The sequence below is a fragment of the Halomonas sabkhae genome (assembly GCF_030409265.1).
GTDB lineage: Bacteria > Pseudomonadota > Gammaproteobacteria > Pseudomonadales > Halomonadaceae > Halomonas > Halomonas halmophila.
Map to the genome: position 1 here is coordinate 447,800 of NZ_JAUFPM010000017.1, position 26,501 is coordinate 474,300.

General features: G+C 61.8%; 27 protein-coding genes. 15 read left to right on the plus strand and 12 right to left on the minus strand.

The features are described 5' to 3' along the window. Nucleotides 1-227: 227 nt before the first annotated feature. The 3 genes from QWY79_RS12795 to QWY79_RS12805 form a co-directional block, all read right to left on the minus strand. Nucleotides 228-797, minus strand: coding sequence for a porin family protein (locus QWY79_RS12795; RefSeq protein ID WP_290273302.1), 570 nt, complete (start codon nucleotides 795-797; stop codon nucleotides 228-230). 86 nt (nucleotides 798-883) lie between these two features. Then, nucleotides 884-1,786 (minus strand): ketopantoate reductase family protein, encoded by a 903-nt coding sequence (locus tag QWY79_RS12800; RefSeq protein ID WP_290273304.1) that lies wholly within the window; start codon nucleotides 1,784-1,786, stop codon nucleotides 884-886. Further along, a complete protein-coding gene (locus QWY79_RS12805) occupies nucleotides 1,783-3,801 on the minus strand; it encodes a DNA topoisomerase III (protein ID WP_290273306.1) in 2,019 nt (672 codons plus the stop codon). Before QWY79_RS12805 ends, QWY79_RS12800 begins: the two co-directional genes overlap by 4 nt. Before the next feature lie 118 nt (nucleotides 3,802-3,919). Here QWY79_RS12805 and QWY79_RS12810 point away from each other — a divergent pair, with 118 nt between their 5' ends. Together QWY79_RS12810 and QWY79_RS12815 are read left to right on the plus strand one after the other, a co-directional pair. Then, a complete protein-coding gene (locus tag QWY79_RS12810; RefSeq protein ID WP_290273309.1) occupies nucleotides 3,920-5,164 on the plus strand; it encodes an ABC1 kinase family protein in 1,245 nt (414 codons plus the stop codon). Between the two features lie 64 nt (nucleotides 5,165-5,228). After that, nucleotides 5,229-7,055, plus strand: a complete 1,827-nt coding sequence (locus QWY79_RS12815; RefSeq protein ID WP_290273312.1) for an SEC-C domain-containing protein — start codon at nucleotides 5,229-5,231, stop codon at nucleotides 7,053-7,055. 46 nt (nucleotides 7,056-7,101) lie between these two features. Here QWY79_RS12815 and QWY79_RS12820 read toward each other — a convergent pair whose 3' ends face one another. Further along, nucleotides 7,102-8,460 carry an AmpG family muropeptide MFS transporter gene (locus QWY79_RS12820; protein WP_290273315.1) on the minus strand — a complete coding sequence of 453 codons (1,359 nt, stop codon included), beginning with the start codon at nucleotides 8,458-8,460 and terminating at the stop codon, nucleotides 7,102-7,104. A 163-nt stretch (nucleotides 8,461-8,623) separates the two neighbouring features. Between QWY79_RS12820 and rfaH the strand changes: the two genes are divergently transcribed. Both rfaH and QWY79_RS12830 read left to right on the plus strand, forming a co-directional pair. Next, the gene (gene rfaH, locus QWY79_RS12825) at nucleotides 8,624-9,166 is read left to right on the plus strand and encodes a transcription/translation regulatory transformer protein RfaH (protein WP_141320203.1); all 543 of its coding nucleotides are present in this window, start codon (nucleotides 8,624-8,626) and stop codon (nucleotides 9,164-9,166) included. 24 nt (nucleotides 9,167-9,190) lie between these two features. Then, the gene (locus tag QWY79_RS12830; RefSeq protein ID WP_290273321.1) at nucleotides 9,191-9,697 is read left to right on the plus strand and encodes an FKBP-type peptidyl-prolyl cis-trans isomerase; all 507 of its coding nucleotides are present in this window, start codon (nucleotides 9,191-9,193) and stop codon (nucleotides 9,695-9,697) included. Between the two features lie 81 nt (nucleotides 9,698-9,778). Here the strand turns inward: QWY79_RS12830 and QWY79_RS12835 are convergent, their stop codons facing one another. Then, complete coding sequence (locus tag QWY79_RS12835) at nucleotides 9,779-10,234, minus strand: site-specific integrase (protein WP_353960374.1); 456 nt, start codon at nucleotides 10,232-10,234, stop codon at nucleotides 9,779-9,781. Between the two features lie 209 nt (nucleotides 10,235-10,443). On the opposite strand from QWY79_RS12835, the gene QWY79_RS12840 reads away from it, so the two are divergent. The 10 genes from QWY79_RS12840 to QWY79_RS12885 all read left to right on the plus strand — a co-directional run bounded on the left by QWY79_RS12840 (nucleotide 10,444) and on the right by QWY79_RS12885 (nucleotide 18,621). Beyond that, nucleotides 10,444-10,899 (plus strand): hypothetical protein, encoded by a 456-nt coding sequence (locus tag QWY79_RS12840; protein WP_290273324.1) that lies wholly within the window; start codon nucleotides 10,444-10,446, stop codon nucleotides 10,897-10,899. Between the two features lie 100 nt (nucleotides 10,900-10,999). Beyond that, nucleotides 11,000-11,470, plus strand: coding sequence for a hypothetical protein (locus QWY79_RS12845; protein WP_290273326.1), 471 nt, complete (start codon nucleotides 11,000-11,002; stop codon nucleotides 11,468-11,470). A gap of 684 nt (nucleotides 11,471-12,154) precedes the next feature. Continuing rightward, complete coding sequence (locus QWY79_RS12850) at nucleotides 12,155-12,451, plus strand: hypothetical protein (protein ID WP_290273329.1); 297 nt, start codon at nucleotides 12,155-12,157, stop codon at nucleotides 12,449-12,451. Nucleotides 12,452-12,572: 121 nt separating this feature from the next. Continuing rightward, on the plus strand, nucleotides 12,573-13,232 hold the full coding sequence (locus QWY79_RS12855; protein WP_290273333.1) for a hypothetical protein: 660 nt from the start codon (nucleotides 12,573-12,575) through the stop codon (nucleotides 13,230-13,232). A gap of 71 nt (nucleotides 13,233-13,303) precedes the next feature. Next, nucleotides 13,304-13,696: an MAPEG family protein gene (locus tag QWY79_RS12860; RefSeq protein WP_290273336.1), complete on the plus strand. Its 393-nt coding sequence runs from the start codon at nucleotides 13,304-13,306 to the stop codon at nucleotides 13,694-13,696. Nucleotides 13,697-13,814: 118 nt separating this feature from the next. After that, nucleotides 13,815-14,645: a hypothetical protein gene (locus tag QWY79_RS12865; protein WP_290273337.1), complete on the plus strand. Its 831-nt coding sequence runs from the start codon at nucleotides 13,815-13,817 to the stop codon at nucleotides 14,643-14,645. Between the two features lie 630 nt (nucleotides 14,646-15,275). Beyond that, entirely contained in the window at nucleotides 15,276-15,611 is a 336-nt protein-coding gene (locus tag QWY79_RS12870) for a hypothetical protein (protein WP_290273339.1), read from the plus strand. 47 nt (nucleotides 15,612-15,658) lie between these two features. Next, nucleotides 15,659-16,861, plus strand: coding sequence for a hypothetical protein (locus QWY79_RS12875; protein WP_290273342.1), 1,203 nt, complete (start codon nucleotides 15,659-15,661; stop codon nucleotides 16,859-16,861). Between the two features lie 73 nt (nucleotides 16,862-16,934). After that, nucleotides 16,935-17,711, plus strand: coding sequence for an aminoglycoside adenylyltransferase family protein (locus QWY79_RS12880; RefSeq protein ID WP_290273345.1), 777 nt, complete (start codon nucleotides 16,935-16,937; stop codon nucleotides 17,709-17,711). A 118-nt stretch (nucleotides 17,712-17,829) separates the two neighbouring features. After that, on the plus strand, nucleotides 17,830-18,621 hold the full coding sequence (locus QWY79_RS12885) for an alpha/beta fold hydrolase (RefSeq protein ID WP_290273349.1): 792 nt from the start codon (nucleotides 17,830-17,832) through the stop codon (nucleotides 18,619-18,621). Between the two features lie 180 nt (nucleotides 18,622-18,801). Here the strand turns inward: QWY79_RS12885 and QWY79_RS12890 are convergent, their stop codons facing one another. The 4 genes from QWY79_RS12890 to QWY79_RS12905 form a co-directional block, all read right to left on the minus strand. After that, complete coding sequence (locus QWY79_RS12890) at nucleotides 18,802-20,523, minus strand: proline--tRNA ligase (protein WP_290273351.1); 1,722 nt, start codon at nucleotides 20,521-20,523, stop codon at nucleotides 18,802-18,804. An 88-nt stretch (nucleotides 20,524-20,611) separates the two neighbouring features. Next, on the minus strand, nucleotides 20,612-21,514 hold the full coding sequence (locus tag QWY79_RS12895; RefSeq protein ID WP_290273354.1) for a carbon-nitrogen hydrolase family protein: 903 nt from the start codon (nucleotides 21,512-21,514) through the stop codon (nucleotides 20,612-20,614). Then, complete coding sequence (locus tag QWY79_RS12900; RefSeq protein ID WP_290273357.1) at nucleotides 21,511-22,125, minus strand: GNAT family N-acetyltransferase; 615 nt, start codon at nucleotides 22,123-22,125, stop codon at nucleotides 21,511-21,513. The genes QWY79_RS12895 and QWY79_RS12900 overlap by 4 nt, the downstream gene beginning before the upstream one ends. A gap of 115 nt (nucleotides 22,126-22,240) precedes the next feature. After that, nucleotides 22,241-23,431, minus strand: coding sequence for a benzoate/H(+) symporter BenE family transporter (locus QWY79_RS12905; RefSeq protein ID WP_290273359.1), 1,191 nt, complete (start codon nucleotides 23,429-23,431; stop codon nucleotides 22,241-22,243). A gap of 141 nt (nucleotides 23,432-23,572) precedes the next feature. Here QWY79_RS12905 and QWY79_RS12910 point away from each other — a divergent pair, with 141 nt between their 5' ends. After that, complete coding sequence (locus tag QWY79_RS12910; RefSeq protein ID WP_290273360.1) at nucleotides 23,573-24,145, plus strand: helix-turn-helix domain-containing protein; 573 nt, start codon at nucleotides 23,573-23,575, stop codon at nucleotides 24,143-24,145. A gap of 4 nt (nucleotides 24,146-24,149) precedes the next feature. Here QWY79_RS12910 and QWY79_RS12915 read toward each other — a convergent pair whose 3' ends face one another. The 3 genes from QWY79_RS12915 to QWY79_RS12925 are packed head-to-tail and all read right to left on the minus strand — an operon-like array spanning nucleotide 24,150 to nucleotide 26,464. Next, nucleotides 24,150-25,088 carry an N-acetylmuramoyl-L-alanine amidase gene (locus QWY79_RS12915; protein ID WP_290273363.1) on the minus strand — a complete coding sequence of 313 codons (939 nt, stop codon included), beginning with the start codon at nucleotides 25,086-25,088 and terminating at the stop codon, nucleotides 24,150-24,152. A gap of 3 nt (nucleotides 25,089-25,091) precedes the next feature. Beyond that, nucleotides 25,092-25,826, minus strand: coding sequence for a DUF3307 domain-containing protein (locus QWY79_RS12920; protein ID WP_290273364.1), 735 nt, complete (start codon nucleotides 25,824-25,826; stop codon nucleotides 25,092-25,094). Beyond that, the gene (locus QWY79_RS12925; RefSeq protein ID WP_290273366.1) at nucleotides 25,823-26,464 is read right to left on the minus strand and encodes a hypothetical protein; all 642 of its coding nucleotides are present in this window, start codon (nucleotides 26,462-26,464) and stop codon (nucleotides 25,823-25,825) included. The genes QWY79_RS12920 and QWY79_RS12925 overlap by 4 nt, the downstream gene beginning before the upstream one ends. Between the last annotated feature and the right edge of the window lie 37 nt (nucleotides 26,465-26,501).

Below are 26,501 nucleotides of genomic sequence, written 5' to 3' on the forward strand. Positions count from 1 at the left end.
CCGGCTGCGCCGGAAGCCGGAAGATCGTCCGCTTCGCGGCCGTAAGCTTGAAGCTCGAAGTAACCCCTTGACTCAGGATCTGCGGGGTTCATGCTGTCTTCCAGCTTCCAGCTTCCAGCTTCCAGCTTCCAGCTTCCAGCTTCCAGCTTCCAGCTTCCAGCTTCCAGCTTCCAGCTTCCAGCTTCCAGCTTCCAGCTTCCAGCTTCCAGCTTCCAGCTTCCAGCTTTCTAGAACGGCACCCTCACCGTGGCGTTGATGCGGTTGAGGTGGGAGAGCGTCGTGTCGTCGAAGTGTTCGTATTCGAGCTGGCTGATGACGCCGTTGTTATGCCAGCGGGCGCCGAAGCCTTCGACGCGGGCGGTGCCGTTTTCCTCGAGCCCGGTACTGCCCGTGGCGCCGTCGGTGTCCCAGTTGGCCAGGCCCGACTTGGCGTAGAGGCCGAAGCCGTCTTGCAGGCGGATGCCGGCGATCAGGCTGCCGCCGAGGCTGGTGGTGTCGACCAGGCGTTGACCCGACACGGGGACGGCGTCGCTGTCGCGGTAGCTGAACTCGGCGCCCAGATCCAGTGCCGGCATGGTGGTGGGATTGATGCCGGCCGTCAGGCTGAAGCCGGACGTGAAACGGTCGCCCGACTCGACATCCTGGCCCTCGATGATCAGGCCGTTGTCGAGCTGGGTGATGCGCGTGGACTGCTGTGAAAAGACCGGCTCGTCGTCGGCAACCGCCACGCACGCAGAAAACCCGGTGACCACCATCACCAGGCCGGTTGCGATCCACTTGTCTGCTCGAGAATTCATGTCCCCTGACCTCAATGTGGCGCAGGGCAGGCCGCTTGCCACTTCATTATCATGCAGTTCATGAAAGCTAGCACTCGACTTTCGACTTATCCAGTCGCCGAGCGTTGGCTGAAATAACGGTGAAAGGCCGCGAGGCAGGGTGTCGCTCGGTGGTGCTCCCGCGCCAGGCGCAACAGGGGCAGCAGGATGGCGTCATGTTCGGTGGGGCGGCCGGCCAGTACGTCCTGCAACATGGAGGCGCGGTTGTGAGCCGTGTCCTCGATCACCTGCCAGACCAGCCCGCTCAGCCCCCGGGCCGGCAACGCAATCCCGGCGCTGTGCATGATGTCCGCCACTTCGGCGATGATGGCGTTGGTAATGGGCGCGAAGCGCGGTTCTGCAAGCCGTCCGTTACGTATGCGGTAGCGGGCGACCACCGGGTTGATGGCGGCATTGACGGCCAGCTTGTGCCACAGACGCTGGTGGATGTCGTCCACCGCCTGGCTGGCCAGGCCCGCCCGGGTCAGGGTGTCGGCCAGCTCGGCAGCCAGGATCGCATGCTCGCCTTCCAGGTGACCGATCCAGGTGTGGCCTTGCCCGGCGTGCACGATGTGCGTATCGCTCTGGCGGTAAGCGCCTTCGGTGGTGCTGGCGCACAGGGTGGGGCCCGGCCAGTCGCGGGTCAGCCGGGGCTGAACTTCGAGCCCGTTCTGCCACAGTACCAGTGGCGTTGCCGCCGGCAGGCGCGTGGCCACCTCGGCCAGGGCAGACTCGGCGGCATAGGCCTTGGTCAGCAGGTGCACGGTGGAGACGGTCGAGAGGTCGCGCTCGGTCAATGCCGCTGCAAGCCGGCCGTCCACGGCATGTTGAGTTGTGCTGCCTTGTGGGCTGGTCAGTGACTGTGGCGACGGCAGTGGCCGCCTGCCGGCGAGCATCACCGCCTGCTGCGAGGCCAGTTTGATGCCGAGCAGGCCGCCCATGGCGCCGGGGCCGATGATCAGCTGGGTCATGACGACTTGCCACCACTGCCGCGCCGCGAGCTGCCTGAGGACTTGCCGCGGCTTGATGTGCTGCGGGTCGTGCCCTTCTGGTTGGAAGTCTTCCCGCCTGACGCGCTGCCCTGAGTGCGCTTGCCCCGCGACTGGGTGCGACGGCCGCCTTTTTTGCCGCCGGCCTTGCCGCCGCTCCGGGGCTCGGGCCCCTGGGCCTGCTGGAGGGCATTGCGGACACGGCCGGCATCGGCGTGTTGCAACAGTTGACGCAGATCCGCCACCAGCCCGTCCAGAAAGGGCGCCGCTGGATCATCGTTTTCGGCAATATTGGCCAAACGCTGCTCCCATTGTGCCGTGCGTTCCGGTCGCCCGACGGCTTCCGGCAGCGAGGCGATCAGGGCGCTGCCCAGCCGACTGGCCCTGAGGCTCTTGCCTTCGCGCACCAGGTAGCCGCGCTCCAGCAGCGTCTCGATGATGCCGGCCCGCGTCGCTTCGGTGCCCAGCCCGTCGGAGTCGCGCAGGGTGCGCCGAATCGAGGCGTCGTCGACATAGCGGGCGATGTTCATCATCGCCTTGATCAGGCTGGCATCGGTGAAGTGTTCGGGAGGGCGGGTCTCGCGATCCTCCACGCCGGCGTCATCGACGCGACACGCCTCGCCCTCGCTGAGCGGTGGCAGCGGCGGCGCCTCGTCACGGGTGGTGAACAAGGGCTTCCAGCCCGGCTCGAGGACCTCCTGGCCGCGGGCGCGGAAGCGTTCCTCGAGGATGGTGAACTCGGCCTTCACCTCGCGGGTCTGCAGGGCGGGATAGAACTGGGCCAGCACATTGCGGGTGATCAGGCGAAAGATGTCGGCTTCCTGGCGCGACAGCTTTTCCAGGTCGGCCGGCTTGCCGGTGGGCGAGAGGGCGTGGTGGGCGCCCACCTGCTTGTCGTTCCAGGCCTTGGAGCGTCGCGAAAAATCGGCGCCGGCCAGCCAGCGGCCCAGCGTCTCGTCATGCCGGCAGGCCCCCTGCAGGGTGCGCTGCGCGCCCTGGAAGTGCTCCTCGGGCAGGTAGCGGCAGTCCGAACGCGGATAGGTGATCAACTGGTGGCGCTCGTAGAGGCGCTGGCAGATGTCGAGCACCGCCTTGGCCGAGAGGCCGTGACGACGCGCGGCATCGACCTGCAGCGCCGAGAGCGAGTAGGGCAGCGGGGCGGCCTGGCGCTTGTCGCGGCTCTCCAGGCTGGTCAGCCGGCCCTCGGCCCCCGGCAGGCGCGGTGCCAGGGCATCGGCGGCCCGGCGATCGAGCAGCCGGCCCTGGTCATCCAGCCGGTGTGATTCGCCGGGCACCCACCAGGCGCGCAGTGTGCCGCGGGCCACCGCCAGGTCGGCCCACAGCACGAAGAAGGGCACCGGCGTGAAGTCGCGGATCTCGGCATCACGGCGCACCACCAGGCCGAGCACCGGGGTCTGCACCCGACCCACCGAGAGCACCCCGTCATGCCCGGCCTGGCGGCCCACCAGGGTCCAGGCACGGGTCAGGTTGATGCCGTACAGCCAATCGGCCCGGGCGCGCGCCTGGGCGGCCTGATACAGGGATGCGTAGCGGCGATTGTCCTCCAGTCGCGCCAGGGCACGCTTGACCGCCGGCGGGTTGAGGTCGCTGACCAGCAGGCGGGCCACGTCGCGCTTCCAGCCCAGGTACTCGATGACCTCCTGGACCAGCAACTGGCCCTCGCGGTCCGGGTCGCCGGCATGCACCACCTGGGTGGCGCTCTTCAGCAGGCGGCGAATCACGCCAAGCTGCCCCTTGGCCTTGGGGCGCGGCATCAGTCGCCACTCGTCCGGCAGGATGGGCAGGCTGTCGAGTCGCCAGGTCTTCAGGGCCGGGTCATAGGCATCGGGTGGCGCCTGTTCCAGCAGGTGGCCCAGACACCAGGTCACGGTGGTGTCGCCCGCCACCAGGGCGCCATCCTCCTGACGCGGCGAGTTCGGCAGGGCATTGGCGATGGCTCGGGCCAGGCTGGGTTTCTCGGCAATGATCAGACGCATGGCATCTCGCGGGGCAATGAGCGAACATGGGGATTCTTACAGTATTTACTGGTATCCGCCAGAGGGCCCGGCCGCACACCGACCGGTAACCCGTGCGCTGAGCGGACGGGAGGCAGCAGTGAGAGAACAGGGTCGACGACGGCGTCTTTTCGGCCTGGGGTCGCGAGCCGGCGGCGCCGTGCTCAAGCAGCGCCTGGGCGGGCAGGCCGATTGGCAGGGCCTCGGGCAGGCGCTGTTCGACGGGCTCTCCGAGCTCAAGGGCCCGGCCATGAAACTGGCCCAGATCGTGTCCCAGTGGGATGACGTCCTGCCACCCGAGCTGGCCGATGAGCTGGCGCGCCTGCAGCGCCAGGCCGAGCCCATGCCCTGGGAGGACATTCGGCGCACCCTGGTCGCCTGCTACGGCGACCTCGAAACCCCCTTCGCGTCCATCGAGACTCGGCCCTTTGCCAGTGCCTCCATGGGGCAGGTGCATCGGGCCGTTACGCATGACGGCGAGAGCGTGGTGCTCAAGGTGCAGTATCCCGGGCTGGCTCAGGTGCTGGAGGATGACCTGCGCCAGGTGCGTCGCCTGATGCGTCTCGGCCGCTGGCTGCGCATGCCCCAGGCGCGGCTGGATGCCATGTTCGAGGAGCTGGCCGCCAGCCTGCGTGGCGAGCTGGACTACCGGGCCGAGGCCGATGCCCTGTCGCGCTATCGCCAACGCTACGCCGAGCGCGATGAACTGGTGATCCCCGAACCGCTGCCGGACCTCTGCGGGGAGGGCGTGCTGGCCATGCGTTATGTCGAGGGGACGCCGTTGCGCGAGCTGGAGTCCGCCGAGGACGGATTGCGTCAGCGCCTCAGCGCGACCCTGGCCGACTGGCTGACGGAAGAACTCTTTACCCATGGCGAGCTGCATGCCGATCCCCACGCCGGCAACTTCGCCGCCGATGCCGAGGGGCGGCTGGTGATCTATGACCTGGGCGCCGTCATCGAGGTTCCGGCGGCACGGCTGCGCACGCTGATGCACCTGCTGGATGCCACCCTCGAGAAGGACCCCATGGCCATGGATGAGGCCGTCATGGCACTCGGCGGCCGCCAGGGGCAGGGCGCGCCGCTGGCCCTGTATCGCGAGACCGCCGATGCCATCGAGCCGCTGTTCGCGCCGGGTCCCCAGGATTTCGGTGACATCCGCGTGCATCAGCGCGTGCGCGAGCTCAGCCCGAAGATCTGGGCGGCGCTGGACCGGCTGCAGCCGCCGGCCGATACCCTCTTGCTGTCGCGCACCCTCAATGGCCACTACTGGAACCTGGTGCGGCTGCAGGCCCGCCTCGACATGGCCGCACGTACTGCCCCGCTGCGGCAGTGGGCCTCGGAGTGAGCGGCTGCCAGGCCGGCACGCAGCTGTTAGACTGTGGCGTTTTCCGAACGTGTTGGAGACAGCGATGCTGGCGGTATGGGTAGAGCAGTTGCTGGGGTTCGCGTCCGGAGCATTGGGAGCCATACGCGAAGATGAGCGCTATCCCACCCTGATGGCCTGGGCACGGGAAGAGGGCCCAGCGCACTTCGAGGGCGATCTGGCCACGGCCCAGGCCCTGGCACCGGAACTCTGGTCCCAGGCGCCGCTGGAGCGGCTGGACTTCGAGTGCGAGCCGCTGGCCCGGCCGGGCGACAACGAGCCCTGCTGGTGCGACTCCGGACTCAGGATGCGACAGTGCTGCGGCGCCGTGTCGCTGCCCGGGCATGTGCCCGGCCACCTGATGTGGATGCTGTCTCTGCGCGAATGGAAAGGCCCGACGCTCAAGGCGGCGCTGGCCAGCGGGCTGGCGCCATCACAGGCGCTGCTCGAGGCCGGCCTGATTGCCGGCGAATCCGGCCAGCGCGGGCGTGCCCAGCAGATCCTCGAGTCGGTCTTCGACAACCCCGACTGGGACAACCTGCCCGACCAGGCCGAGCCCGCCTTCGAGATCCTCGTCGACCTCTACCAGGAGCGCGGCTTCAACCGCAAGCGCCAGGCCCTGCTGGATGCCGTCTTCGAGCATGGCCCCCTGTCCCTGCGCGGCGTTGCCCTGGAACGGCTGTGCCTGCTGCATCTCGACAACGACGATCTGGACAGTGCCCGGGCGGCCTTCGTGCGCGCCCAGCAGGCACTGCCCGACTCGCCGACGCTTGCCTACATCGAAGCCATGCTGCTGCTGCACGAGGGCAACGAGGAGGAAGCCGCCGAGCGTTCACGCTTCTGGTATCGGCGTCTGGCCCGGCAGGGCGACCTGGAGCCCGAGCAGCTGGAGTTTCTGGCCGAGTTGGCGGCGAATCCGGGGGCCACCCTGGCCGAACAGTTGCTCAACGCCGAAGCCGACCTGGCCGAGCCCCTGGTATCCCTGCAGTCCCTGATGCAGGAACTGCCCGAGGCACCCACGCTCGAATTCCAGCGCGGCGAAGACGGCCTGACCTATCACGCCAGTGCCCGGGACATGACGCATTACGCGGCCTTCCAGGCGGTGTTCGTCGCCCAGGTGGACCCGGAAGCCCTGCTGGGCTTCGACAGCGACCCCTGGCTGCAGGCCGAGGAATGGCTGCCGGCCCTGTGTGCCAATCCGGAATGGCTGGACTCGCCCGCCGTGGTGGAATCCCTGGCGCTGGCCCTGACCAGTCGCTTCGGCAGCCTGCCGTGGATGGCGCCCAGCCTCTTCGAGCCCCTGGCACGGCGACTGCAGGGCTGGCTGGCCCAAGCCCACGCGCTGCAGGGCCCGGCCCTGGTATGGGAAAACGCCGACAACGCCGTACTCCTGCGCACCGGTCTGGCGCTGGTGGTCGGCATGGAGCGTGGTGCGCGACAACATTCCCGCCAGCTCGCCGAGCGACTGCTGGCGCTGGATGATCAGGACAGCCTGGGGCTGCGCGAGCTGGTGCTCGACCAGCTGCTGCGCGAAGGGCGCAACGACGAGGCCCTGACCCTCAGTGGCGAGGCCATGGCCGATGATCAGGTGGAGCCTGGTGCCATGCTGGGCATGATGATGGGCCGCCTGCTGGCACTCTATCGGCTGGGGCGCTATGACGAGGCCAACGAGCAGTTGCAGCGAGTCTACCAGCATAATCGCCATGCCCTGGTACTGCTCTACAGCGACTCGCCCCGCGAGCCATCGGGCAGCAGCACCGAGGCCGCGCCCGGTTCACCCGCCGAGGCCTGGCAGTATCGCACCCTGATGCGTGATCAATGGCGCAGTACCCCGGGGGCCCTGGAATGGCTGAGCACCCAGGACCCGGGCTGATCCTCGCCACGGCAGGCCCGGTGCAGGGCACCGGGAGCTTCAGGATTTACTGGGCGACGGCGCCCTTGAGCAGGGTGCCACGGCGAATCCAGATGGCCAGCAGAATGGCCGGCACACCCAGTGCCGAGGCCAGCAGGAAAAAGCTGGCGTAGCCCTGAAAATCGACCACCAGACCGCCGAAGCCGCTCAGGAACTTGCCCGGCAACGTCATCAGCGAGGAAAAGAGCGCGTACTGGGTCGCCGTATAGGCCCGCGAGGTCAGACTCGACAGGAAGGCGATGAAGACCGCACTGGCCAGGCCGTTGGACAGGTTGTCGCCGATGATGGTGACGACCAGCATCACCAGGTTGTCGCCGGTGGAGGCCAGCAGCACGAACAGCAGGTTGGTTAGCGCCGTGGCCGTGGCCCCGAAGACCAGCATGGTGCCGATGCCGTAGCGTGCCACCAGAACCCCGCCGAGCAGACCGCCGAGGATGCTCATGACGATGCCGAAGATGTTGGTCACGCTGGCGATGGTGTCCAGCGAGAAGCCCAGATCGATATACAGCGGATGCGCCATGGAGGCCATGGCCAGGTCGCTGATGCGGAACACCGCCACGAACACCAGCAGCCACAGCGCCTGACGCCGATAGCGCACGAAAAAGTCGGTGAACGGGCAGACGATGGCCCCGATGACCCAGGCACCCAGGCGTCTCATCCAGGCCGGCTTGCCGCGGCTGGCGCGCAGGAAGGCGCGTACCCGGGGCTCGTGAATCAGCTGCGTGGTCAGCGAGAGCCGCGCCGGCTCCGGGCGGATCAGCACGGTGAGGGTGCCGACCAGCACCAGTGCCGCCATGCACAGATAGGCCGCCTCCCAGGACACCGCCGAGGCCACGTAGAGGGCGCCGGCCCCGGCGGCAATCAAGCCGCCGCGATAGCCGACGATATAGGTCGAGGCCATGGCCGCCTGCATGTCATCAGGCGCCGACTCGATGCGAAAGGCATCGATGGCAATGTCCTGGGTCGCCGAGCCGAAGGCCACCAGCAGCGAGAAGATCGCCACCTGGGTGAGATGCCCCACCGGATCGGTGAACGCCAGACCCATCAGGCCCAGGGCGATCATCGATTGAGCCAGCAGCATCCAGCCACGCCGCTGGCCGAACCAGCGGGTCAGGCCGGGCAGGGCCAGCCGGTCGACCACCGGCGCCCAGAAGAACTTGATCGAATACAGCATGCCGATCCAGGCGAAGAAGCCGATGGCGGCGACCTCGACGCCATCACTGCGTAGCCAGGCGGTGAGGGTGGAAAACACCAGCAGAAAGGGCAGTCCGGCCGAAAAACCCAGGAACAGCATGGTCAGCACGGGCGCCCTGAGATAGATCGCCAGGGCATCGGACCAGCTGCGGTGGACGGAAGGTGTCGGCATGGCGCGGGCTCTCCTTGCGGCGTGCCTGAGCGACCCTCGCGGGGCCGATCAACAATGTTAGAATAGGCACCTATCCCGGGGGCAGGAAGGATCCCCCACCAGGTGCGTGCCCGATTGTTGCAGAGCACCGCAGGTGATACCAGCCGCGACGACCAGGAGCGACATGACAGACCACAGCCCATGCTCGAGCGAGGAAGACGATGCCGTGCCGCGCTGGTATGTGATTCAGTGCAAGGGCGGTGAATCCTTTCGTGCCGTGGAACACCTCGACAACCAGGGCTACGAGCTGTTCCACCCGGTGCTGGAAGTCCAGAAAAAGCGCCGCGGCAAACTCACCTGGGTCGTCGAGCCGCTGTTCCCCAATTACCTCTTCATCCGGCTGGACAAGCTGGCCAGCAACTGGCGACCCATCCGCTCCACCCGGGGCGTGCTGAAGATCGTCACCTTCGGCCTGCAATCACCGGTTCCGGTACACGACGACCTGGTGGAAGCCCTGCGCGCCAACGCCGGCCCCCAGGACGACAGCTCCGCCAACGTCTACTTCCGGGCCGGCGAAGCCGTCGAGATCACCTCCGGCCCCTTCAAGGACCTCCAGGCCGTGTTCGAGACCCACAAGGGCGAAGACCGCGCCATCGTGCTGCTCGGCATGCTGCACAAGCAGCAGCATCTGGAAATGCCCGTCAGCCAGCTACGTCGATGCGACTGACCGATACCCAACCAGGAGAAAACCATGCTTGTCGCGCCGCAACGAGTCGTCACCTTTCACTATGTACTCAGTGACGCCCAAGGCCAGACGCTGGATGACTCCCGGGCCCGCGACAAACCGCTGGAATACCTGCACGGCCACGGCAACATCATGGCCGGGCTCGAGGAAGCCATGCTCGACAAGGCGCAGGGCGAGGAGCTCAGCGTGACCCTGGCCCCCGAGCAGGCCTACGGCGTACGTGACGAAAGCCTGGTGCGCGAGGTCGGCCGTGACGCCTTCCCCAACAACGACCTCCAGGCCGGCATGCGCTTCCAGACACCCGGCGACGACGGCCCGGAAATCGTCACCGTGCTCGAAGCCCGCCCCGACAGCGTGCTCATCGACACCAACCACCCCTTGGCCGGCCACTCGCTCACCTACCGGGTCACGCTCCTCGACATCCGCGACGCCACCCGCGCCGAACTCGCCAAGGGCCACCCGCTGCCCCCCGGCACCACACCGGAAGAAGTCGAAGACAAGAAAATGGTCTGACACTCGGCGGCCAACTCCAGCTCATTAAAATGGCGGCATGCACCAACGCATGCCGCCATTTTTTGTTACGACGCTTTACAGTCAAAAGCCGGGATGATTAGTCTTGAAATCGAAGGCACCGAAGAGTGCCGGATAAATGACAACACCATGACGCAAGGGACTACCGCACAGAAAGCAGGGCGCTTTCCCCACATGCAGGTAGATGGCGGTAGCGTGCCTGAAACCTCGAGTGACCCAGCCCAGAAGACTGCGAACACTCCCGAACTCGCTGCCCAATTTATAGTGATAAAGAAAGGCCAAGGCATTCAGTGCCTGGTTCCGAGTGGCCGCAGCTACCTTTCGCTGAATCGCCAGATGCTCCAGAAAAGCGTGGATCTCTGTGGTTCCCATGCCAACAGGGTGACGCACACCGTGGAAGCGTATGAAGAAACGTATCCAATAGCAGTACGTCTTCACAGTGCGAGGACTGTATCGCCTCACTTGCATGGTCGCCTTTACCCGGTCCATCAGCTTTGGTGGCTTGCCGTGCGTAGCCATACTTATACGGTTATGGATGTATATACAGTTTATTGTGAAAAGCAAAACGCGCAAGCACGCGAATCCGGCTTAGGCTGCCCGAATGAAACCGTTGTTTTTTTAAAATCAGCTAGTTAATTAATTCAGATAAGAATATTGAACGTGCGTGATCGTTAAAGTGAATAAACGAGCGCGCTATCTAATACCTGTTAGATTCACAGGAGGAAAAGATGGTCCTGGACGAACCCGACAACATTAAAGTATTCAAGAGCTGCGCCGCCGTAATCCTCGACATACTTTATCAGTCCTTTCCGAACCCGGTGGACTTGGACATCCTGTACCTCGAGCCGGAGCGCCGGACGCGCCAGCTCAAGAATTTTGATGATGAGATGAAGTCGTGGGATGCAGGGCACACTGTAGATGAAAACCCCGTTAAGCCGCACCTGGAGATTTACCGCAACAGTATCTACTACATGATTGCGGAAGAAATCATTACGTGCAACGAGACGAAACATGGTGAATCTCAACGAACCTTCTATGCGTGCAGGCTAACCTCGAAGGGGCTTCGCGTGCTGGGGAGATCCTATCTGAAGGAAAAAGAAAGCATTGGCACAAAGCTCCACGCCGCGTTGAAGGATGGAAAATATAAGGTGGTACAAGATCTGGTTAAGCAGCTCATATTCTGATCAGAAAATCTAACAATGAGTTGGAGTCCGACCGTTTGGAAGCCGCGTCGCGGCTCCCAAACGGCGGCTCAACTCAAGCGTTATGTTTTCGGGAGATATCATGCGTAAGGAAGACATTAACAACGAGTTGAAGGATCTCACATTCGACTTCTTTTACTGGTTTTCGCGGTTTGAGTTTGCCCTGAAAGAGAACAAATTCCTAAAGCGGGATGGTGTCGGAGATAACGCTGAGCCAGGGTGGTGTACGTTTGTTTATCATAACAAGCAGGCCTTTCAGCATACGGATGAGACGAGAAATCTGCTGGCGCTTAACCCAAATAGGCAAAAAGTGGGTAAAGGCGCAGATCTTGAATGGAAAGACGTCGGTTTAGATGATTGTGATTCCGAATTGTGTAAAGTTTTTCGCCTGCTAAAAATTACTCGAAATAACCTATTCCATGGTGGGAAGCACGGTGCTGAAGGCTGGGATGACCCTGAAAGAACTAGAGAGTTATTAGTGGTTGGGAAAACTATATTGGATCAACTAGCCGGGCTCGCAGGTTTTGAAGAAGATTATACGCAGTACTACTAAAAACATAACAATGCCATACACGCGACAAGCGCGTGATGGCGGGCGTTAGGAGTCAGTTTGAATGCGAGCCACTGCAATTTTCTTATTAGCAATTTTGCTTGACAGTCCTGTGTTTGCATGGGATGCGCACTGTTCAATTTCAGGGAAACATATTGAGGTCGAATGGCCGCAAGTGCCTCATCTAGTTACCAAAAACAGTAATCACGAAATTCAGTACCGATTTAAGGGCGAGAACAAGCTTAGGTTGGGAGAAGTAACGGGTTGGCTATCTAAGTGTCACGGTAGGTATTGCCCATCCGGTAGAACAAAAACATTCGAGCTAAACACATTTTCTGATCATGGATTGCTGTACTGCTTTCCTCTCGAACGGTAGGCGAGAATGGCTCCTAACAAAAACATTAACTTCATGCCTTCGGCTTCGTACGCTCGTATCTCGCGCCGGTTATGTTGGCGTTAAGCCGGTTGAGGGGTTACGCAATGGTTGAATACAACTCGCTTACTGTATCAGCAGTAGCTCTAGGGATATCAGTAATTTCTCTGGGTCTTGCAGGTTGGAGTGCCTATAGCTCACACCGCTCCCGTAAAGCTGCAGAACGATCATCCGAAATTGTTCGCCAAAGGCGAGAGGAGGAGGTCGCGCCCAAGTTTGATGCGTGGTTAGAGTTTAGGAACGGAGAACACCACATGCATCTCAAGAACGTCGGAATTGTCACATATAGATCCGTGATTTTTAATTTTATACCCGCTGATGGCCTTGCTGGGCTGCCCATTACGGGCCTTCTAATGGGTGGATGGGGAGGGGTCCGTGAAACTGGAGATTTCGGACTTTTTGAGGCTGGCAGTACAAAGATTCTCATCGCTAATCTACAACAGGACCATCCAGGCTCGAACTTCCGTATGCAGCTAACCTGTAAAGACGAAAATGGTCAGGCATCGAATACCACAGTAACGGGCGAGCTAGTGGCCGGAAAGAGAGATTGATGTGCCTAACAAGGCAAACCACCGGACGCATTAAGGTTGTCGCAGTTTTTGCGAAAACAACAAGCCAGCAAAAACAGCGCCAACCTATGCGCCAGCGTTTGCGGCGTTAGCGAGTTAATTAATGGGTTTCTGCATGGTGGAAGCGGTCTCAATTGCCAAGGAGGTGCTGGTGTCGATTGCGGCAGCAACAACTGCGATCGTAGCAGTCCTTGGGCTCAGAAGCTGGAGTAGAGAACTCCGCGGTAGGACTCAGTTCGAGGTTGCGAGGCAACTCATCCGGGCAACCTACCGTGTGCGGGACGAGCTCCGATACTGCAGGGCTCCGTTCATCCAAGGTGCCGAGTTTCCCGGGGATTATCCCGGCGTCGAAAGTGCAACATCCGAGCAGGAGGCGAAAGCATGGGCGCATGTCTACCAGAATCGCTGGGAGCCAGTACGTGATGCTCTTCGGGAGCTGGATGCGCAGCTGTTGGAAGTGGAAGCCCTATGGGGGAGTGATATTCGTAAGGCGGGCGACGCGCTACTGCAATGCGCGCGTGAGCTTCAGGTAGCGATGGAAGCGGTTATTGATGACAAGGCGGTTGGCGGTAAGAACTTTCAGAGTGACCGGGACTTCACCAAGCAAATGCGCAGCACCGCGCACGCCTCAGCGACGAGCCAAGACAATGAACTCACTAAAAGATTCAAGAGGCGGTCTCCTCTATTGAGAAGCACGTCAGACCGCATCTCCATCCCCGCTAACAATCCGCTCAACCGGACGCTCGTACCTCGCGTCGGTTAGCGGTCCGTTATGCGCTTGGTCACCGTCAAGCCCAGGCCGCAGATATGGAAGTAAAGAAGAAGGATCATTAGATGATTACCGCTATATACGCAGCTCCTCTGGCGTTGTTGGTTGTCTGGTTGTCCCTGCGGGTCGTCAAGCTGCGCCGGGCAAAGAAAGTGCGCCTAGGAGATGCAGGGGATAGCGAGCTCCAGGGAGCGATTCGGGCCCAGGCCAACGCAATAGAGTACATCCCCCTGTCCCTGATTCTGTTGGCCTTGCTGGAGATGAGCGGTGGGCATCCTGTGCTGTTGCACGCTGGAGGCGTCGCAGTTGTAGCCGGCCGCACTTTGCACGCGAGGGGTCTGCTGACTGACGCTCTCGGTGCCCGAGTGCTGGGTATGCAGCTCACGCTGTTCGCAATCATTGGGCTTGCACTCGCCTGCCTCGCTTACGCCGGGTACAGTTTCCTTGAGCAAGGGTAGGTGCGCGCAGGGTGCTTCTTATCGAGCAAGGCGGGCGCGCATAACAAGTCACTGGAGCCAACACATCTAAAGCCGCGCGGCTCAGCTTCGGCGTTATGTCCCGTAAGGAGTCATATAGATGGGAAGTACTAAAGACTACTGGTTTGATCGAATTGAAGAACAAAAGAAAATTCGTTTGGCTAATCTTCTTGAGATTACCGAAGATGAGTTAGAGAAGATCGCTTACGACATTGAAGCTGATTACAGCAAAGATGGATTGCTTTATGGCTATGTTGTTCGGTTCGGCGATGATAACGATCCGTCTATCATGGCAAAAATAGATGGCCTTACTTCAGGCTCGTATGTGAGCTTATCTCAGTGGGATTTGGAAGACCCTGAAGAAGATGAGCTTCAGTGGGAACTGGTTAATTCAGAGCAACTGGAAATGTTTAATAAGCAGTTGGCTGAAATCCCTGCAATGCTTCAAGTAGAAACAAATCAAAGCGCTCGATTTAGTTTATTGGTAATGCTGCATGCTCATGTTGTTTCTACGCTGGAGCACTTCCTGTCTGCTACATTTATTCATTGCGTCACTAGTTCCGACAAATTAACGAGAAAACTGATCGAAACTGATCCTGAATTTGGGAAGCGCAAGTTTACAGTAAACGAGGTTTACGCTCAGCACAGCAATATCAAATCAACTGTTGCTGCATATTTAAAAGGTATTATCTTTCATGATATGCGCAAGGTAAAACCAATGTATGCTGAAGTGCTTGGGTGTGATTTTGGGGATGTATCATGGCTATTTAGAGCCGTTAGAGTGAGGCACGATTGTGTGCATCGCGCTGGCTATGATAAGGAAGGAAAGTCTGTTGCCGTGTCGGTAGAAAGTATTGTAGAGTTGGTAAAAAATTGCCGTGAGTTTGCTGAAAGAATAGATGCTCATGTACAGAAATTAGAAAGTGAATGACACAACAAGCGCATGTTGTCGGACTGGTTTTTCCGCTACGCTCCAAGCCAGCCACAAATGCGGGCGTTATGTGCGAGGTAGAACGGACTAAGGTAAAAAGCTGGAAGTTATCGCAGTCATCATATCCACTTTCACGATGATCATCACTGCAGTTGCCTTGGGGTTCACCGTCACGAGCTTTAAAAAACAGCTGCAATTGAACTTTTTCGCTGACTACACAAAGCGTTGTCAAGAGGTCATCTTGAATTTTCCTGAATCTGTTAATGATCAAAATTTTGACTTAGAGAAGTTGTCTGAAGATCAGAGGGATCGAGCGCTGAGGAATACGCGTGCATATTTTGATTTGTGTAGCGAAGAGTGCTTCCTTTGGCGAGAAGGCAATATAGACGATAAAACGTGGGCCGAATGGGAATCGGGAATCAAATTTGCGTTTTCCAAGCCCGCATTCTAGCAGGCATGGCAGAGGTTACGGCTCGACACAATCTACAATGGTAAGTTTGCGGAGCTTGTTAACAATACCATCTACCAATAAAGCACATAACCAGGGGTTCAAGCCGACCGTTACTACGCTGCGCTCCGTATCGGCGGCTTAGCCCAGGCGTTAGCTTTATCACCAAAGTGGGAAAGAGAATGACTCGATATCAACGCTCCAGCCAAATATGGACCTTGCTGATTTGCGCGGCAAGAGAGCGAAAGTCCTTTACATATGGCGACCTCGCCGCGATCCTTGGGTTTGGCGGGGCGGGCACAATGGCTCAATTTCTTGGGCCAATCATGTGGCTTTGTCAAGATTACGAATGGCCTCCGCTGACAGTTCTAGTGGTGAATTCAGAGTCGGGTCTGCCGGGCGAGGGACTGTCAACGGTCGAAGAGGTGAACGAAGACAGAGAAGCAGTGCTCAATTTTGACTGGTTTAGTATCGAGCCGCCACAGATTAGCGACTTTTCCGAGGCAGATCGAAGCTAACAAATCGCTCAGCTTCGGCGTTAGCGCTACGAGGAGTTTAGAGAAATATGGCAGAAACGAAAGAAAATCCAGATGAAACCAAAGATCAGACGCGCAGCGGGCCTAAGAAGGGTTCACAGCGAATATCAACAAGCAAGCTACCGCGCCGTACTTTGGAAGACTGCCTAGCTGTGCCAAAGGTAATCCACGAGGTTTATGCGGGCGGGCCCGCAAGCTGGGACGAGATAGCCGGAGGGATGGGTGCTGGAACCAAGTCAGGTAATACGAAGTATTTAATTTGGGGCGCAATAGCATATGAACTAATCCTACAAGAAGGAGATAAATATTCCCTTTCTGAAACTGCTAGGAAAATCCTTGCACCAAATTACCCAGAGGAAAAAGATGAAGGGAAGCTAAAGGCCATTAGGATACCGACTATTTTGAGTCGGTTCTATTCTGACTATGATGGCCAAATGATCCCCGATGATGAGTTTCTGGCCAACGTGCTGGAAAGCCGATATGAGATCCCGCGGGGCAGAGTGGATGAAGCTAAGAATATCATTTTAGAGAATGCAGCCTTTTCCGGAATACTTCTAGAGCACTCTAACCAAAAACGTACAATTCGCCTTGACCGACTTCCAGCTGATGGGTCTGAGACATCGAAAGCTGCGGAGACTGAACTGGAAGAGCAAGAGGTCTCCACTGTTGATAAAACGGATATAAATGAAGAGTTAACAGAAGTAACGCCGAGCGATTCAGTATGTTTTTACATCACTCCGATCGGCGACGAGGGATCAGATATTAGAAAACACTCTGACATGATGCTCAGACATCTTATAGAGCCAGCTTTTAGGGAGTTCGGTGTCACCGTAGTTAGAGCCGATAAGATTGGGAAGTCCGGGCTTATTTCTCAACAAATATTCGAGCAAGTAGTATCAAGTAAGTTCTGCGTAGCGGATATGTCATTCGGTAACCCAAATGCGTTTTATGAACTCGGTGTCCGACATATGACAAAGCTGCCAACTATTCAAATTATCCGGAAAGGTGACAAAATTCCTTTCGATGTAGCTCAAGGTCGAACGATTGTGGTAGACCTATCAGACATATACACGATCATGGATAAGATTGCATCCGCGCGGAACGAGTTGATTGAACATATAAGGAACTACCTTGATCCGCAGGAGAGAGGGTCAGCAGAAGACAACCCGGTATCGATCTATCTTCCCGGGCTAAAAGTCCAGCTACCTGACTTTGATAAACAAAAGCGCTAACAATCACATGCAGCTGACGCGCTACGCGCGCAGCTGATGTGGGACGTTAAAGCGACAACAGTTCCCTGAGAATATGGTAGATACAGATATACCATACGAAGCCATACAGGCACAGTCAGTAGTGGAAGGTCTGCTAGGTGATTCCATCATCGGCATTTTTCTCTTCGGCTCTGCCGTCGTTGGTGGTTTAAAGCGGGACAGCGACGTAGATATCCTGGTTGCCGTCTCTGTCTCACCTACCTTTTCGCAAAGGAAGGCGCTGGTTGCCCAGTTAATGAGCGTATCCGGCGCGATGGGGACACCAAAAGCTATCAGGCCGGTCGAGCTGACGGTGGTGACCGTTTCTGACGTTGTACCTTGGCAATTCCCGCCTCGGGCTGAGTTTGTATACGGTGAGTGGTTGCGAGAGGAGTTTGAGGCCGGAATCGTCCCGGAGCCGGTCCGCGATCCTGATCTGGCAATAGTTCTGAAGGAGGTGGTCGATAACAACCTGCCACTGTACGGCATCAATGCTGCTAAGCTTTTCGAACCGGTGCCAATGGCTGATATCCGACGGGCCATCCGTGACTCTTTGTCCAGCCTTCTGGCAGAGGTGTCGGGAGATGAGCGCAATGTCGTTTTGACCTTGTCACGTATGTGGCTGACCGCGGCTACCGGCGATGTTGCTCCAAAAGATGTGGCGGCGGAATGGGCGGAAAAGAACGCACCGGCTGACCACGCAATGCTATTGAGGTATGCGCGGGATGGCTACCTGGGCATGATCGAGGACCGCTGGCGAGAGCAGGAGGGGTTTGAAGCCCTCGTTTCCTATATGAAAGGTGCCATTGAAGAGTGCCTTGACGCCCCGTAAGGAGACTAGCCGTGATCATCACCGCTACAGGGGTAAATCTTCCGCCGAGCCAGGAACTCTCCGCGTCGGGGGTATCGCGGACCGGAGGTAAGCTATGCCAGTCCTCACGAAAGGCCGCTTGAAGGTCGATTACACGGACGAGGGGCAGGGTCCGGTTGTCGTCTTGATACATAGCTCCGTCAGCGCCAATCAGCAATGGCGGGCGCTCGCTGAGGCGTTGAAGGATCGCTATCGGGTCCTGGCGATCAATCTATTCGGCTACGGAGACACGACCCCCTGGCCGGGAACCTCCCCGCAGTCCCTGTATGCGCAGGCTCAACTGGTTCTTGCCTTGAGCGAGGACGTAACTGGTCCTGTCCATTTGGTCGGGCATTCCTTCGGCGGTACGGTCGCATTGAAGGCTGCAATGCTACTGGGGTCACGGGTTGGCAGCCTGGTTCTGCTGGAACCGAATCCATTTTATTTGCTCAAGCAAAACGGTCGCACGCGAGCATTTCTGGAAGTATGCGGCCTGCGAGATCATGTGAAATGCTTTGGCGCATTGGGAGACTGGTCAAGAGTGGCGGAACGTTTTGCCGACTACTGGCTAGGCGACGGGGCGTGGAGTGCCATGCCCGAAAAGCGGCGGGCCGCCTTTACCAAAGCGTTGCCACCCAACTTCCACGAATGGGATGCCGTGATGGACGAGGAGACCACCATTGAGGAATGTAAGGCCCTAACGGCGAGAACATTGGTGGTCAGCGATCAGGCGACCCGACTTCCCATACGCGAGATCGTCGATATCCTTGCCGAGGCCTGTCCTCACTGGTCTTTCCATTCCGTGGCCAAGGGTGGTCATATGGCGCCACTCACTCACCCGGAACTGGTCAATCCGGTCATTCGTGACTTCCTTGACGCCGATCCTGCCTGATCCAGATTTGAAACACGCTCCAGCCTGCGGTCTCCACTGCGCGGCCTGACCGTATCCCAACCTGCTGTTACCGCCTTGCCGGCAATGCCGGGCCACGCAAAAAGAACCCGCCGGTCTCGAGTGAAATGCTCGAGGTCGGCGGGTTCTTTACGTCTGACGCGGTGAAGCGTCGCTATCGGATCAACTGGCGATCTTGTCTTTCAGCACGCTGACGATGTCGTCGATTGGGATCATGGTGGCTTCGCTGTCGCGGCGGCCCTTGTATTCCAGCTCGCCGTTGTCGAGGCTGCGGTCGCCGATGACGATGCGGTGGGGGATACCCATCAGTTCCTGGTCGGCGAAGCGCACGCCGGGGCGCAGGTCGCGGTCGTCGAGCAGCACGTCGATACCGGCGTCGCTGAAGGCCTGGTAGAGGCGTTCGCTCTCGTCGCGCACGCGCTGCGACTTGTGGGCGTTCATCGGCACCAGGGCGACGTTGTAGGGGGCGATGGCGTCGGGCCAGATGATGCCGGCGTCGTCGTGGTTCTGCTCGATGGCGGCGGCGACCACGCGGGTCACGCCGATGCCGTAGCAGCCCATCAGCAGCGGCACGGCCTTGCCGTTTTCGTCCAGCACGGTGGCGTTCATCGCCGTGGAGTACTTGGTGCCCAGCTGGAAGACGTGGCCGACCTCGATGCCGCGGGCGATGGCCAGGGTGCCCTTGCCGTCCGGCGAGGGGTCGCCTTCGACGACGTTGCGCAGGTCGGCGACCTTGGGCAGGGCGACGTCACGCTCCCAGTTGATGCCGAAGTAGTGCTTGTCCTCGATGTTGGCGCCGGCGCCGAAGTCGCTCATCAGCGCCACGCTGCGGTCGATGACCAGCGGCATGTCGAGGTTGACCGGGCCCAGCGAGCCGGGGCCGGCGCCCACGGCGGCGCGGATTTCTTCCTCGGTGCCCATGGTCAGCGGTGTGGCCACCTCGGGCAGGTTCTCGGCCTTGACCTCGTTGAGCTCGTGGTCGCCGCGCACCAGCAGGGCGATGAGGCCGCCTTCGCTGCCCTTGACCATCAGCGTCTTGATGGTCTTCTCGATGGGCAGGTTGTGCTTCTCGACCAGTGCCGCGATGGTCTTCACGTTGGGCGTGTCGACCAGCTCCAGGCTTTCCTGCGGGGCAGGGCGCTGGGGCGTCTCGCCCAGGGGCGCCGGCAGGGCTTCGGCCTTCTCGATATTGGCGGCGTAGTCGGACTCGGTGGAGAAGATGACGGCGTCTTCGCCGGACTCGGCCAGCACCTGGAATTCGTGGGAGCCGGTGCCGCCGATGTCGCCGTTGTCGGCTTCCACGGCACGGAAGTCCAGCCCCAGTCGCGTGAAGATGCGCACATAGGCGTCGTACATGGCGTCGTAGGAACGCTGCAGGCCGGCCTGGTCGACATCGAAGGAGTAAGCGTCCTTCATGATGAACTCGCGGGCGCGCATCACGCCGAAGCGCGGGCGCGTCTCGTCGCGGAACTTGGTTTGGATCTGGTAGAAGTTCGAGGGCACCTGCTTGTAGGAGCGGATCTCGTTGCGCACCAGATCGGTGATGACTTCCTCGTGGGTCGGGCCATAGCAGAAGTCGCGGTCATGCCGGTCGCGGATGCGCAGCAGCAGGTTGCCGTACTGATCCCAGCGGCCGGATTCCTGCCACAGGTCGGCCGGTTGAATGGCCGGCATCAGCACTTCCTGGGCATGGGCGCGATCCATCTCCTCGCGGACGATGTTCTCGACCTTGCGCAGAGTACGCAGCCCCAGCGGCAGCCAGGTATAGAGGCCGGCGTTGAGGCGACGAATCATTCCCGCGCGCAGCATCAACTGATGACTGACGATATCGGCGTCGGCGGGCGTTTCCTTCAGAGTGGCGATCAACAGTTGACTGGCGCGCATGAGGGGTCCGTGAGAGCTTGTTGGTTTGTGGCTATTAAAGCGGCATTGTACGACCTGGCGAGGATGGCGGCAAAAGGAGCCGGGATGCCTAGACCAGCTGGCGTACCTCGATACCATCGGCAAGCCGCTGGGCCTGACGCAGCCAGTCGGCGTGGTTGTCGACCTGGCCGGTGTCGCGCAGTGCGGCGATGGTGGCCAGGTCGAGGGTGGCGAACTGCCAGCCCGGCGTGGCGTCGGCGCTCTGCACCAGGATGCCGTCCGGCGGGAAGCCGTGATCGCAGGGCGTGTAGACGGCGGCATGGCCGATGTTGATGTCCACCGCCGGCGACCACATAGCTTCGCCGATGGTCGGGGAATGCACCACCGCCACTTGCTGCTCGATGGCGCGGGCCTGGGAGCTCAGGCGCACGCGCTGGTAGCCGGCCTGGGTGTCGGTGCAGCTGGGTACCATCAGCAGTTCGGCACCGGCGTCGATCAGCGCCCGGGCCAGCAGCGGAAACTCGCTGTCGTAGCAGATCAGTACGCCCAGTTTACCGGCCGGGGTGTCGAAGACGCGCAGGCCGTCACCCGGCGAGATGCCCCAGTCGCCACGTTCGAAGCGCGTCATCAGCTGCTTGTCCTGATGGTCGAAGCGGCCATCCGGGGTGAACAGCCAGGCGCGATTGACGAAGTGATCGTCGTCGATGGCCCAGGGCAGCGAGGGCGCCAGCAGGGTCACGCCATGCGCCATGGCCAGCTCCCGCCAGGTCTCGTGGAAGACCTCCCGCCAGGCCTGCAGGCCGTGCCGCTGAGCCCGGATATCGTCGCGTTCGGCCTCGGGCAGCAGCGAGGTCAGTTCCATGCCGCCGTACTCCGGAAAGACCAGTAGTTCGGCGCCTCGGCTGGCGGCATCACGCACCCAGCGTGCGGCCTTGTGACGAAAGGACTCGATGTCGTCGAAGGCCTCGATGGGGTACTGGGCGGTGGCGACCCGCAGCGAGTGACGCGTCATGCCGACGCCTCCCGAATGTTGTCGATGCGATTGAGCCAGAACACCATGGGCTTGTCGGTCTCCTCGGTGTGTCCGACGTCCTTCCAGGCAAAGCTGGTGGCCAGTTCGGGGTGTCGCTGGTAGCCGCGCCCTTGCCAGAAGTCATGCAGTGGGCGGTAGTCTGCCGGCTTGAGGGGATGATCCGCCGGGCGCTCCACGGCACAGAAGGCCACCCAGGCATAGCCGGCGGCCGCGGCGTGCTGCTCGCGGGCATCCATGAAGGCATGCCCGAGGCCGTGTCCGCGATACTCGGGCAGCAGCACCGATTCGCCGTAATAGAAGACATCGGCGACCCGGTAGCCCTGGGCCTCGAAGGGTGCGCGGAATTCCTCGACCTCATCGCTCAGCGGCTGGGCCGTGGAGGCGCCGACCAGCCGCTCGCCATCCAGCGCCAGCACGAAGAGGCTGCGCGGGTTCTCGGCATAGCGCTTGAGATATTCGGCCTCATAGGCCGGATCGCCGTCGTAGAGATAGGGGAAGTCGCGGAACACGCGAATGCGCAGGTCGGCGAGCCCTTCCAGGTAGGGGGTGATCTCGGCGCCCTGGCAGGTCGTCAGTCGGGGTTGCGGCATGGCTTGTCTCCTCGGCATCGCGGCGGGATGTCGGGCCCCGGGCCTGGCCCGGGGCTGGCCATGAGCCTATCAGGCTGTGGCGTGGCTGCCCATCCGCCGAGCGCGCTGCGATCACTCAGTGACGCTGTCGCAACACCCAGAGGCTAACCAGCCCGCCGACGAGTCCCCAGAAGGCGGCCCCGATGCCGCCCGGGCTGATGCCGGAGGCGGTGATCAGGAAGGTGACCAGAGCGGCGTCGCGATGCTCGCTGCTGCCCAGCGCATCCGCCAGGCCGGCGCCCAGGGTCGGCAGCAGCGCGAGCCCGGCCACGGCCATCACCAGTTCGGCGGGGAAGGCGGCGAACAGCGAGGTCACGGTGGCGCCGAACAGTCCCAGAATCAGGTAGAAGACGCCTGCGGCGATGCCCGCGGCATAGCGACGCTGTGGCTCGGCATGCGCCTCCGGGCCCTGGCAGACGGCGGCGCTGATGGCCGCCAGGTTGAGTGCAAAGCCGCCGAAGGGTGCCAGCAGCAGGGTCGTCAGGCCAGTGCCACTGATCAGCGGCGAGATGGGGGGCGCATAGCCGGCGGCGCGGATGGCGGCGATACCCGGCAGGTTCTGGGAGGCCATGGTGACCACGAACAACGGCACGCCGACGCCGATCAGCGCCTGCCAGGACAGGCTCGGCAGGATGGCGTCCGGACGCGCCAGCGCGGGGGTGACGTCGCCCAGGTGCAGGCTGCCCATGAACATCGCCATCACCACGCCGACCAGCAGCACGCCCGGGATGGCGTAGCGCGGCCAGAAGCGCTTGCCCGCCAGATAGGCGCCGCACATGGCCAGCGGCAGGCTCAGTTGCTGCTCCATGGCGAGGAACAGGTCCAGCCCGAAGCGCAGCAGCACTCCCGCCAGCAGGGCCGAGGCCAGGGCGCGCGGCAGGCGGTGCATGACGCGCTCGAAGAGTCCGGTGACGCCGCACAGCGTGATCAGCAGTGCCGAGAACATGAAGGCGCCGATGGCCTCGCTCATGGGCACGCCGGGCAGGCTGGTGGCCAGCAGGGCGGCGCCCGGTGTCGACCAGGCGGTCAACAGCGGCATGCGATAACGCCAGGAAAAGGCGATGGTGGTCAGCCCGGAGCCGATGCCCAGCGCCCACATCCAGGAGCCGATCTGCGCCTGGGTGGCGCCCGCCGCCTCGGCCGCCTGGAAGATGATCACCGCCGAGCTGGTATAGCCGATCAACACCGCAATGAAGCCCGCCGTGATGGTGGACAGCGTGGTATCGCCGAGCAGGTGGCGTGCACGGGATGGAGTCTGGCTGGACATGTGACGGGCTCCCGGGGATCATGGACGTTATAGCGCACAAGTGGCGCAGGCGGGCAAGATAGCATCGTGCGTTATGGCGCACAAACCGAGCTACGAGCTACGAGCTACGAGCTACGAGCCGAAAAAGGCGAGAGGGAATCAATGGAGGATATTGGTCGGCATATTGCGGCGACGTTGCGGTTGTTGCGTCAGCAGCAGGGTTGGAGCCTGGATCGTACCTCGCGGGAGACCGGGGTCAGCAAGGCGATGCTGGGGCAGATCGAGCGGGGTGAGTCGAGCCCGACGGTGGCGACGCTGTGGAAGCTGGCGAGTGGCTTTCGGGTGTCGTTGTCGCGTCTGCTGGGCGCCGAGGCGGGGCTGGCCGAGCCGGTGATGGGCGAGACGCTGGCGGCGGGCAGTGAGGCGGTGCGCATGACGGATGAGGCCGGCATGCAGGTGGCGCCGCTGTTTGCCTTCGATCCCGAGCATCATTTCGAGTGGCTGGTGGTCAGCCTGGCGCCGGGGGCGGTCAGCGAGTCGGATCCTCACGCCCCCGGAGTGGTCGAGCACCTGGTGGTCATCGAGGGGCAGCTGGAGCTCAGGCTGGGGGACCACTGGCAGCGTCTGGAGGCCGGGGAAGGGCGTCGCTTTGCGGCGGATCAGCCGCATGCCTATCGCAATGCCGGGGAGGCGCCGGCCCGTTTTCATGACGTGATTCACTACCCGCGGGCTTGAGGCGTCAGTTCGTCTCCTGGCCTGCCGCACTCGGCTGTGGCAAGGCCTCCAGCGCTTCGGGCCGATAGCCTTCGAGCAGGGCCCAGAGCCGGGCGGCCGTGTCGACGTCCGGATAGCCGCGATAGTCGGCGGGGCGAAAATGCATCTGGAAGGCCCGCAGCACGGCTCGGGTGCGTTCATCGAGCTGGCCGCTCGGCGTCACCGCATATCCCCATGCGGCCAGTGCCGATTGCAGGGTCGCCAGATCCGGCGGCGACTGCCTGAAGCGTCGGGTGTAACGCGCCACGGCCTCGTCATCCGGCCAGGCGCCGATGCCGGCGTCGTGCAGTTGCTGCCAGGGAAAGGCCGGGCCGGGGTCGATCTTGCGCTCGGGCGCCACATCGGAGTGGGCCAGCACATTGACGGGCTCGATGTCGTGGCGTTTGATCAAATCGTGCAGCAGCGCGATCAGCGTCTCGACCTGGGCCGCGGAATACGGCGCCCAGCGCAGGTCCGGCGGGGTCGGGGCGTCCAGCCGCTTCAGCAGCTCGGGGGCGGTCAGTGCCGGGCCCTGGTTGACGATCTCGATGCCCAGCGAGGTGTCATTCAGGTGACGCCGCTCGCCCCAGGCGCTGACGCCGGCATGCCAGGCGCGGCGTGACTCCTCGACCAGCTGGAAGACGTGCCGCTCTTCGGGCTCGGCCGGCAGCAGATAATGGCTGCTGACGTGAGGGCCGGAAAGCACCTCGAGGGAGCGGGCCTGATCCTCGTCGGTGTAATGCAGGATCAGGTAGTGCACCCGGCTGTTGTGGGCGCTGGACGCATGGCGATGATCGACCCGGTAGCCGTCGCGGGCTTGCTGATGTGCGGGCAGCTCGCCCTGGCAGCCGGCCAGCCCGGCCGTCAGTGCCAGCAGCAGCGTTAACCGCGCGGGTGCCGAATCCATCAGCCAGGTGCGCCGCATGTGTCAGCCGCCCCAGATCAGCGAGCGCGCCAGCAGGCCGATCACCAGTGTCAGGGAGACGCTCAGCAGCGTGCCCAGCAGCACGTACTCGGTGAGCTTGCGCTCCTTGCGTTCGCGTAGGTCGCCGTAGCGCAGCACCGACTTGGCGGTCAGTAGGAAGCCCACGGCGATCAGCTCGTGCTGTAGCACCAGGGTTAGCACCAGCAGCCGCTCGAGCATGCCGATGCGCGCCCCGGCCGCCACCAGGGTGCCCTGGTCACTGACATCCTGACTCCAGGGCCGCAGGGCCAGCGCGATGGCCAGCGACAGCGGCCGCGTGACGATCAGGTAGGTCAGCAGCAGGCCCAGGGTCTCGGGGCGGGTGAGCCAGGCCGCGGCCGCCTGCAGCGGGGCGCTGTCGTCCAGCCAGACGGCCCAGACGGCCACCAGCACCAGCACGTGCAGGGCCTGGTCGAGCAGGAACCAGCGCAGCTTGTCCGCCGCCAGTTGTGCCTTGCCCAGGTCGATCAGCCAATGCGTTACAGCCACCACCAGCGCCGCCAGGATGGCGAAGCCCACGCCGGCCCCCGCCAGGCCCAGCACCGGCAGCACCAGCAGACCGTGCAGGCCAGCATGCAGGTAGAGGGCCGTGGAGCGGATGCCGTCCTGCTGGCGGGATTTGACCCAGTGTTTCGGCTGCAGCAGGAAGTCGCCCAGCAGATGCGCCAGCAGCAAGCCGAGCAGGGGTGCGGTGGTCATCGGGTCGAGCCCTCCATGGCCAGTCGTTCGCGGAAGTAGGCCAGTGTATCGCCGAGCAGCGCCCAGCGCGCGGTACGCAGCCGCTTGTGCACGCTGGGCTGGCGAATGCCCAGGCGTCTGGCCAGGGCCTGCTGGGATTCATCGTGCCACAGCCGCAGGTGGGAAATCTCGGCGGCGTGCGTCGTCCAGCCCTCGATCAGCTCATCGACATAGCGCAACAGCAGTTCGAGGCCGGGGTCCGGCTCGGCATCCGGGCGCGTCAGGCTGAGGTGGGTGTCCTCCGCCATATTGTCGAGCCCCTGTCCCGATGCCACGAAGACGGGCCCATCGGCAGCCGCCAGGGGCGCCTCGGGCTGCCAGTCATCCTCGCCCACGGCGATGGCGATGCGCGCATCCCAGCGCTGGTCTTGACCCTGGCGGATCAGCCCGGCACGCAGCATCACGGCGGCTTCCAGGGCCGCGGCGGGCTCGGGCAGGGCCAGTTGAAAGCCGTCGCCGCGGAAACGCTCGAAGCGGCCGTCATGGGCCCGGGCCAGGCGCTCGAGGGTCTCGTCCAGCACCGCGAACAGGGCCTGGCTGTCATCCAGGCCGCGAGAGTCGATGATATCGCCGGTCAGCACCGCAACGGCTTGCGTCATGATCAGGCATCCACGGGAATGTGGCTCACATTATAGC

Bases quoted from the DNA above. Each gene is read 5' to 3' on its own strand.
- QWY79_RS12850 (WP_290273329.1), top strand. From the start codon at position 12,155: ATGCATCTCAAGAACGTCGGAATTGTCACATATAGATCCGTGATTTTT.
- QWY79_RS12880 (WP_290273345.1), top strand. From the start codon at position 16,935: ATGGTAGATACAGATATACCATACGAAGCCATACAGGCACAGTCAGTA.
- QWY79_RS12855 (WP_290273333.1), top strand. From the start codon at position 12,573: ATGGGTTTCTGCATGGTGGAAGCGGTCTCAATTGCCAAGGAGGTGCTG.
- QWY79_RS12915 (WP_290273363.1), bottom strand. From the start codon at position 25,088: ATGCGGCGCACCTGGCTGATGGATTCGGCACCCGCGCGGTTAACGCTG.
- QWY79_RS12840 (WP_290273324.1), top strand. From the start codon at position 10,444: ATGGTCCTGGACGAACCCGACAACATTAAAGTATTCAAGAGCTGCGCC.
- QWY79_RS12805 (WP_290273306.1), bottom strand. From the start codon at position 3,801: ATGCGTCTGATCATTGCCGAGAAACCCAGCCTGGCCCGAGCCATCGCC.
- rfaH (WP_141320203.1), top strand. From the start codon at position 8,624: ATGACAGACCACAGCCCATGCTCGAGCGAGGAAGACGATGCCGTGCCG.
- QWY79_RS12815 (WP_290273312.1), top strand. From the start codon at position 5,229: ATGCTGGCGGTATGGGTAGAGCAGTTGCTGGGGTTCGCGTCCGGAGCA.
- QWY79_RS12820 (WP_290273315.1), bottom strand. From the start codon at position 8,460: ATGCCGACACCTTCCGTCCACCGCAGCTGGTCCGATGCCCTGGCGATC.
- QWY79_RS12875 (WP_290273342.1), top strand. From the start codon at position 15,659: ATGGCAGAAACGAAAGAAAATCCAGATGAAACCAAAGATCAGACGCGC.
- QWY79_RS12800 (WP_290273304.1), bottom strand. From the start codon at position 1,786: ATGACCCAGCTGATCATCGGCCCCGGCGCCATGGGCGGCCTGCTCGGC.
- QWY79_RS12910 (WP_290273360.1), top strand. From the start codon at position 23,573: ATGGAGGATATTGGTCGGCATATTGCGGCGACGTTGCGGTTGTTGCGT.
- QWY79_RS12890 (WP_290273351.1), bottom strand. From the start codon at position 20,523: ATGCGCGCCAGTCAACTGTTGATCGCCACTCTGAAGGAAACGCCCGCC.
- QWY79_RS12870 (WP_290273339.1), top strand. From the start codon at position 15,276: ATGACTCGATATCAACGCTCCAGCCAAATATGGACCTTGCTGATTTGC.
- QWY79_RS12830 (WP_290273321.1), top strand. From the start codon at position 9,191: ATGCTTGTCGCGCCGCAACGAGTCGTCACCTTTCACTATGTACTCAGT.
- QWY79_RS12865 (WP_290273337.1), top strand. From the start codon at position 13,815: ATGGGAAGTACTAAAGACTACTGGTTTGATCGAATTGAAGAACAAAAG.
- QWY79_RS12920 (WP_290273364.1), bottom strand. From the start codon at position 25,826: ATGACCACCGCACCCCTGCTCGGCTTGCTGCTGGCGCATCTGCTGGGC.
- QWY79_RS12835 (WP_353960374.1), bottom strand. From the start codon at position 10,234: ATGGCTACGCACGGCAAGCCACCAAAGCTGATGGACCGGGTAAAGGCG.
- QWY79_RS12925 (WP_290273366.1), bottom strand. From the start codon at position 26,464: ATGACGCAAGCCGTTGCGGTGCTGACCGGCGATATCATCGACTCTCGC.
- QWY79_RS12795 (WP_290273302.1), bottom strand. From the start codon at position 797: ATGAATTCTCGAGCAGACAAGTGGATCGCAACCGGCCTGGTGATGGTG.
- QWY79_RS12895 (WP_290273354.1), bottom strand. From the start codon at position 21,514: ATGACGCGTCACTCGCTGCGGGTCGCCACCGCCCAGTACCCCATCGAG.
- QWY79_RS12905 (WP_290273359.1), bottom strand. From the start codon at position 23,431: ATGTCCAGCCAGACTCCATCCCGTGCACGCCACCTGCTCGGCGATACC.
- QWY79_RS12845 (WP_290273326.1), top strand. From the start codon at position 11,000: ATGCGTAAGGAAGACATTAACAACGAGTTGAAGGATCTCACATTCGAC.
- QWY79_RS12860 (WP_290273336.1), top strand. From the start codon at position 13,304: ATGATTACCGCTATATACGCAGCTCCTCTGGCGTTGTTGGTTGTCTGG.
- QWY79_RS12900 (WP_290273357.1), bottom strand. From the start codon at position 22,125: ATGCCGCAACCCCGACTGACGACCTGCCAGGGCGCCGAGATCACCCCC.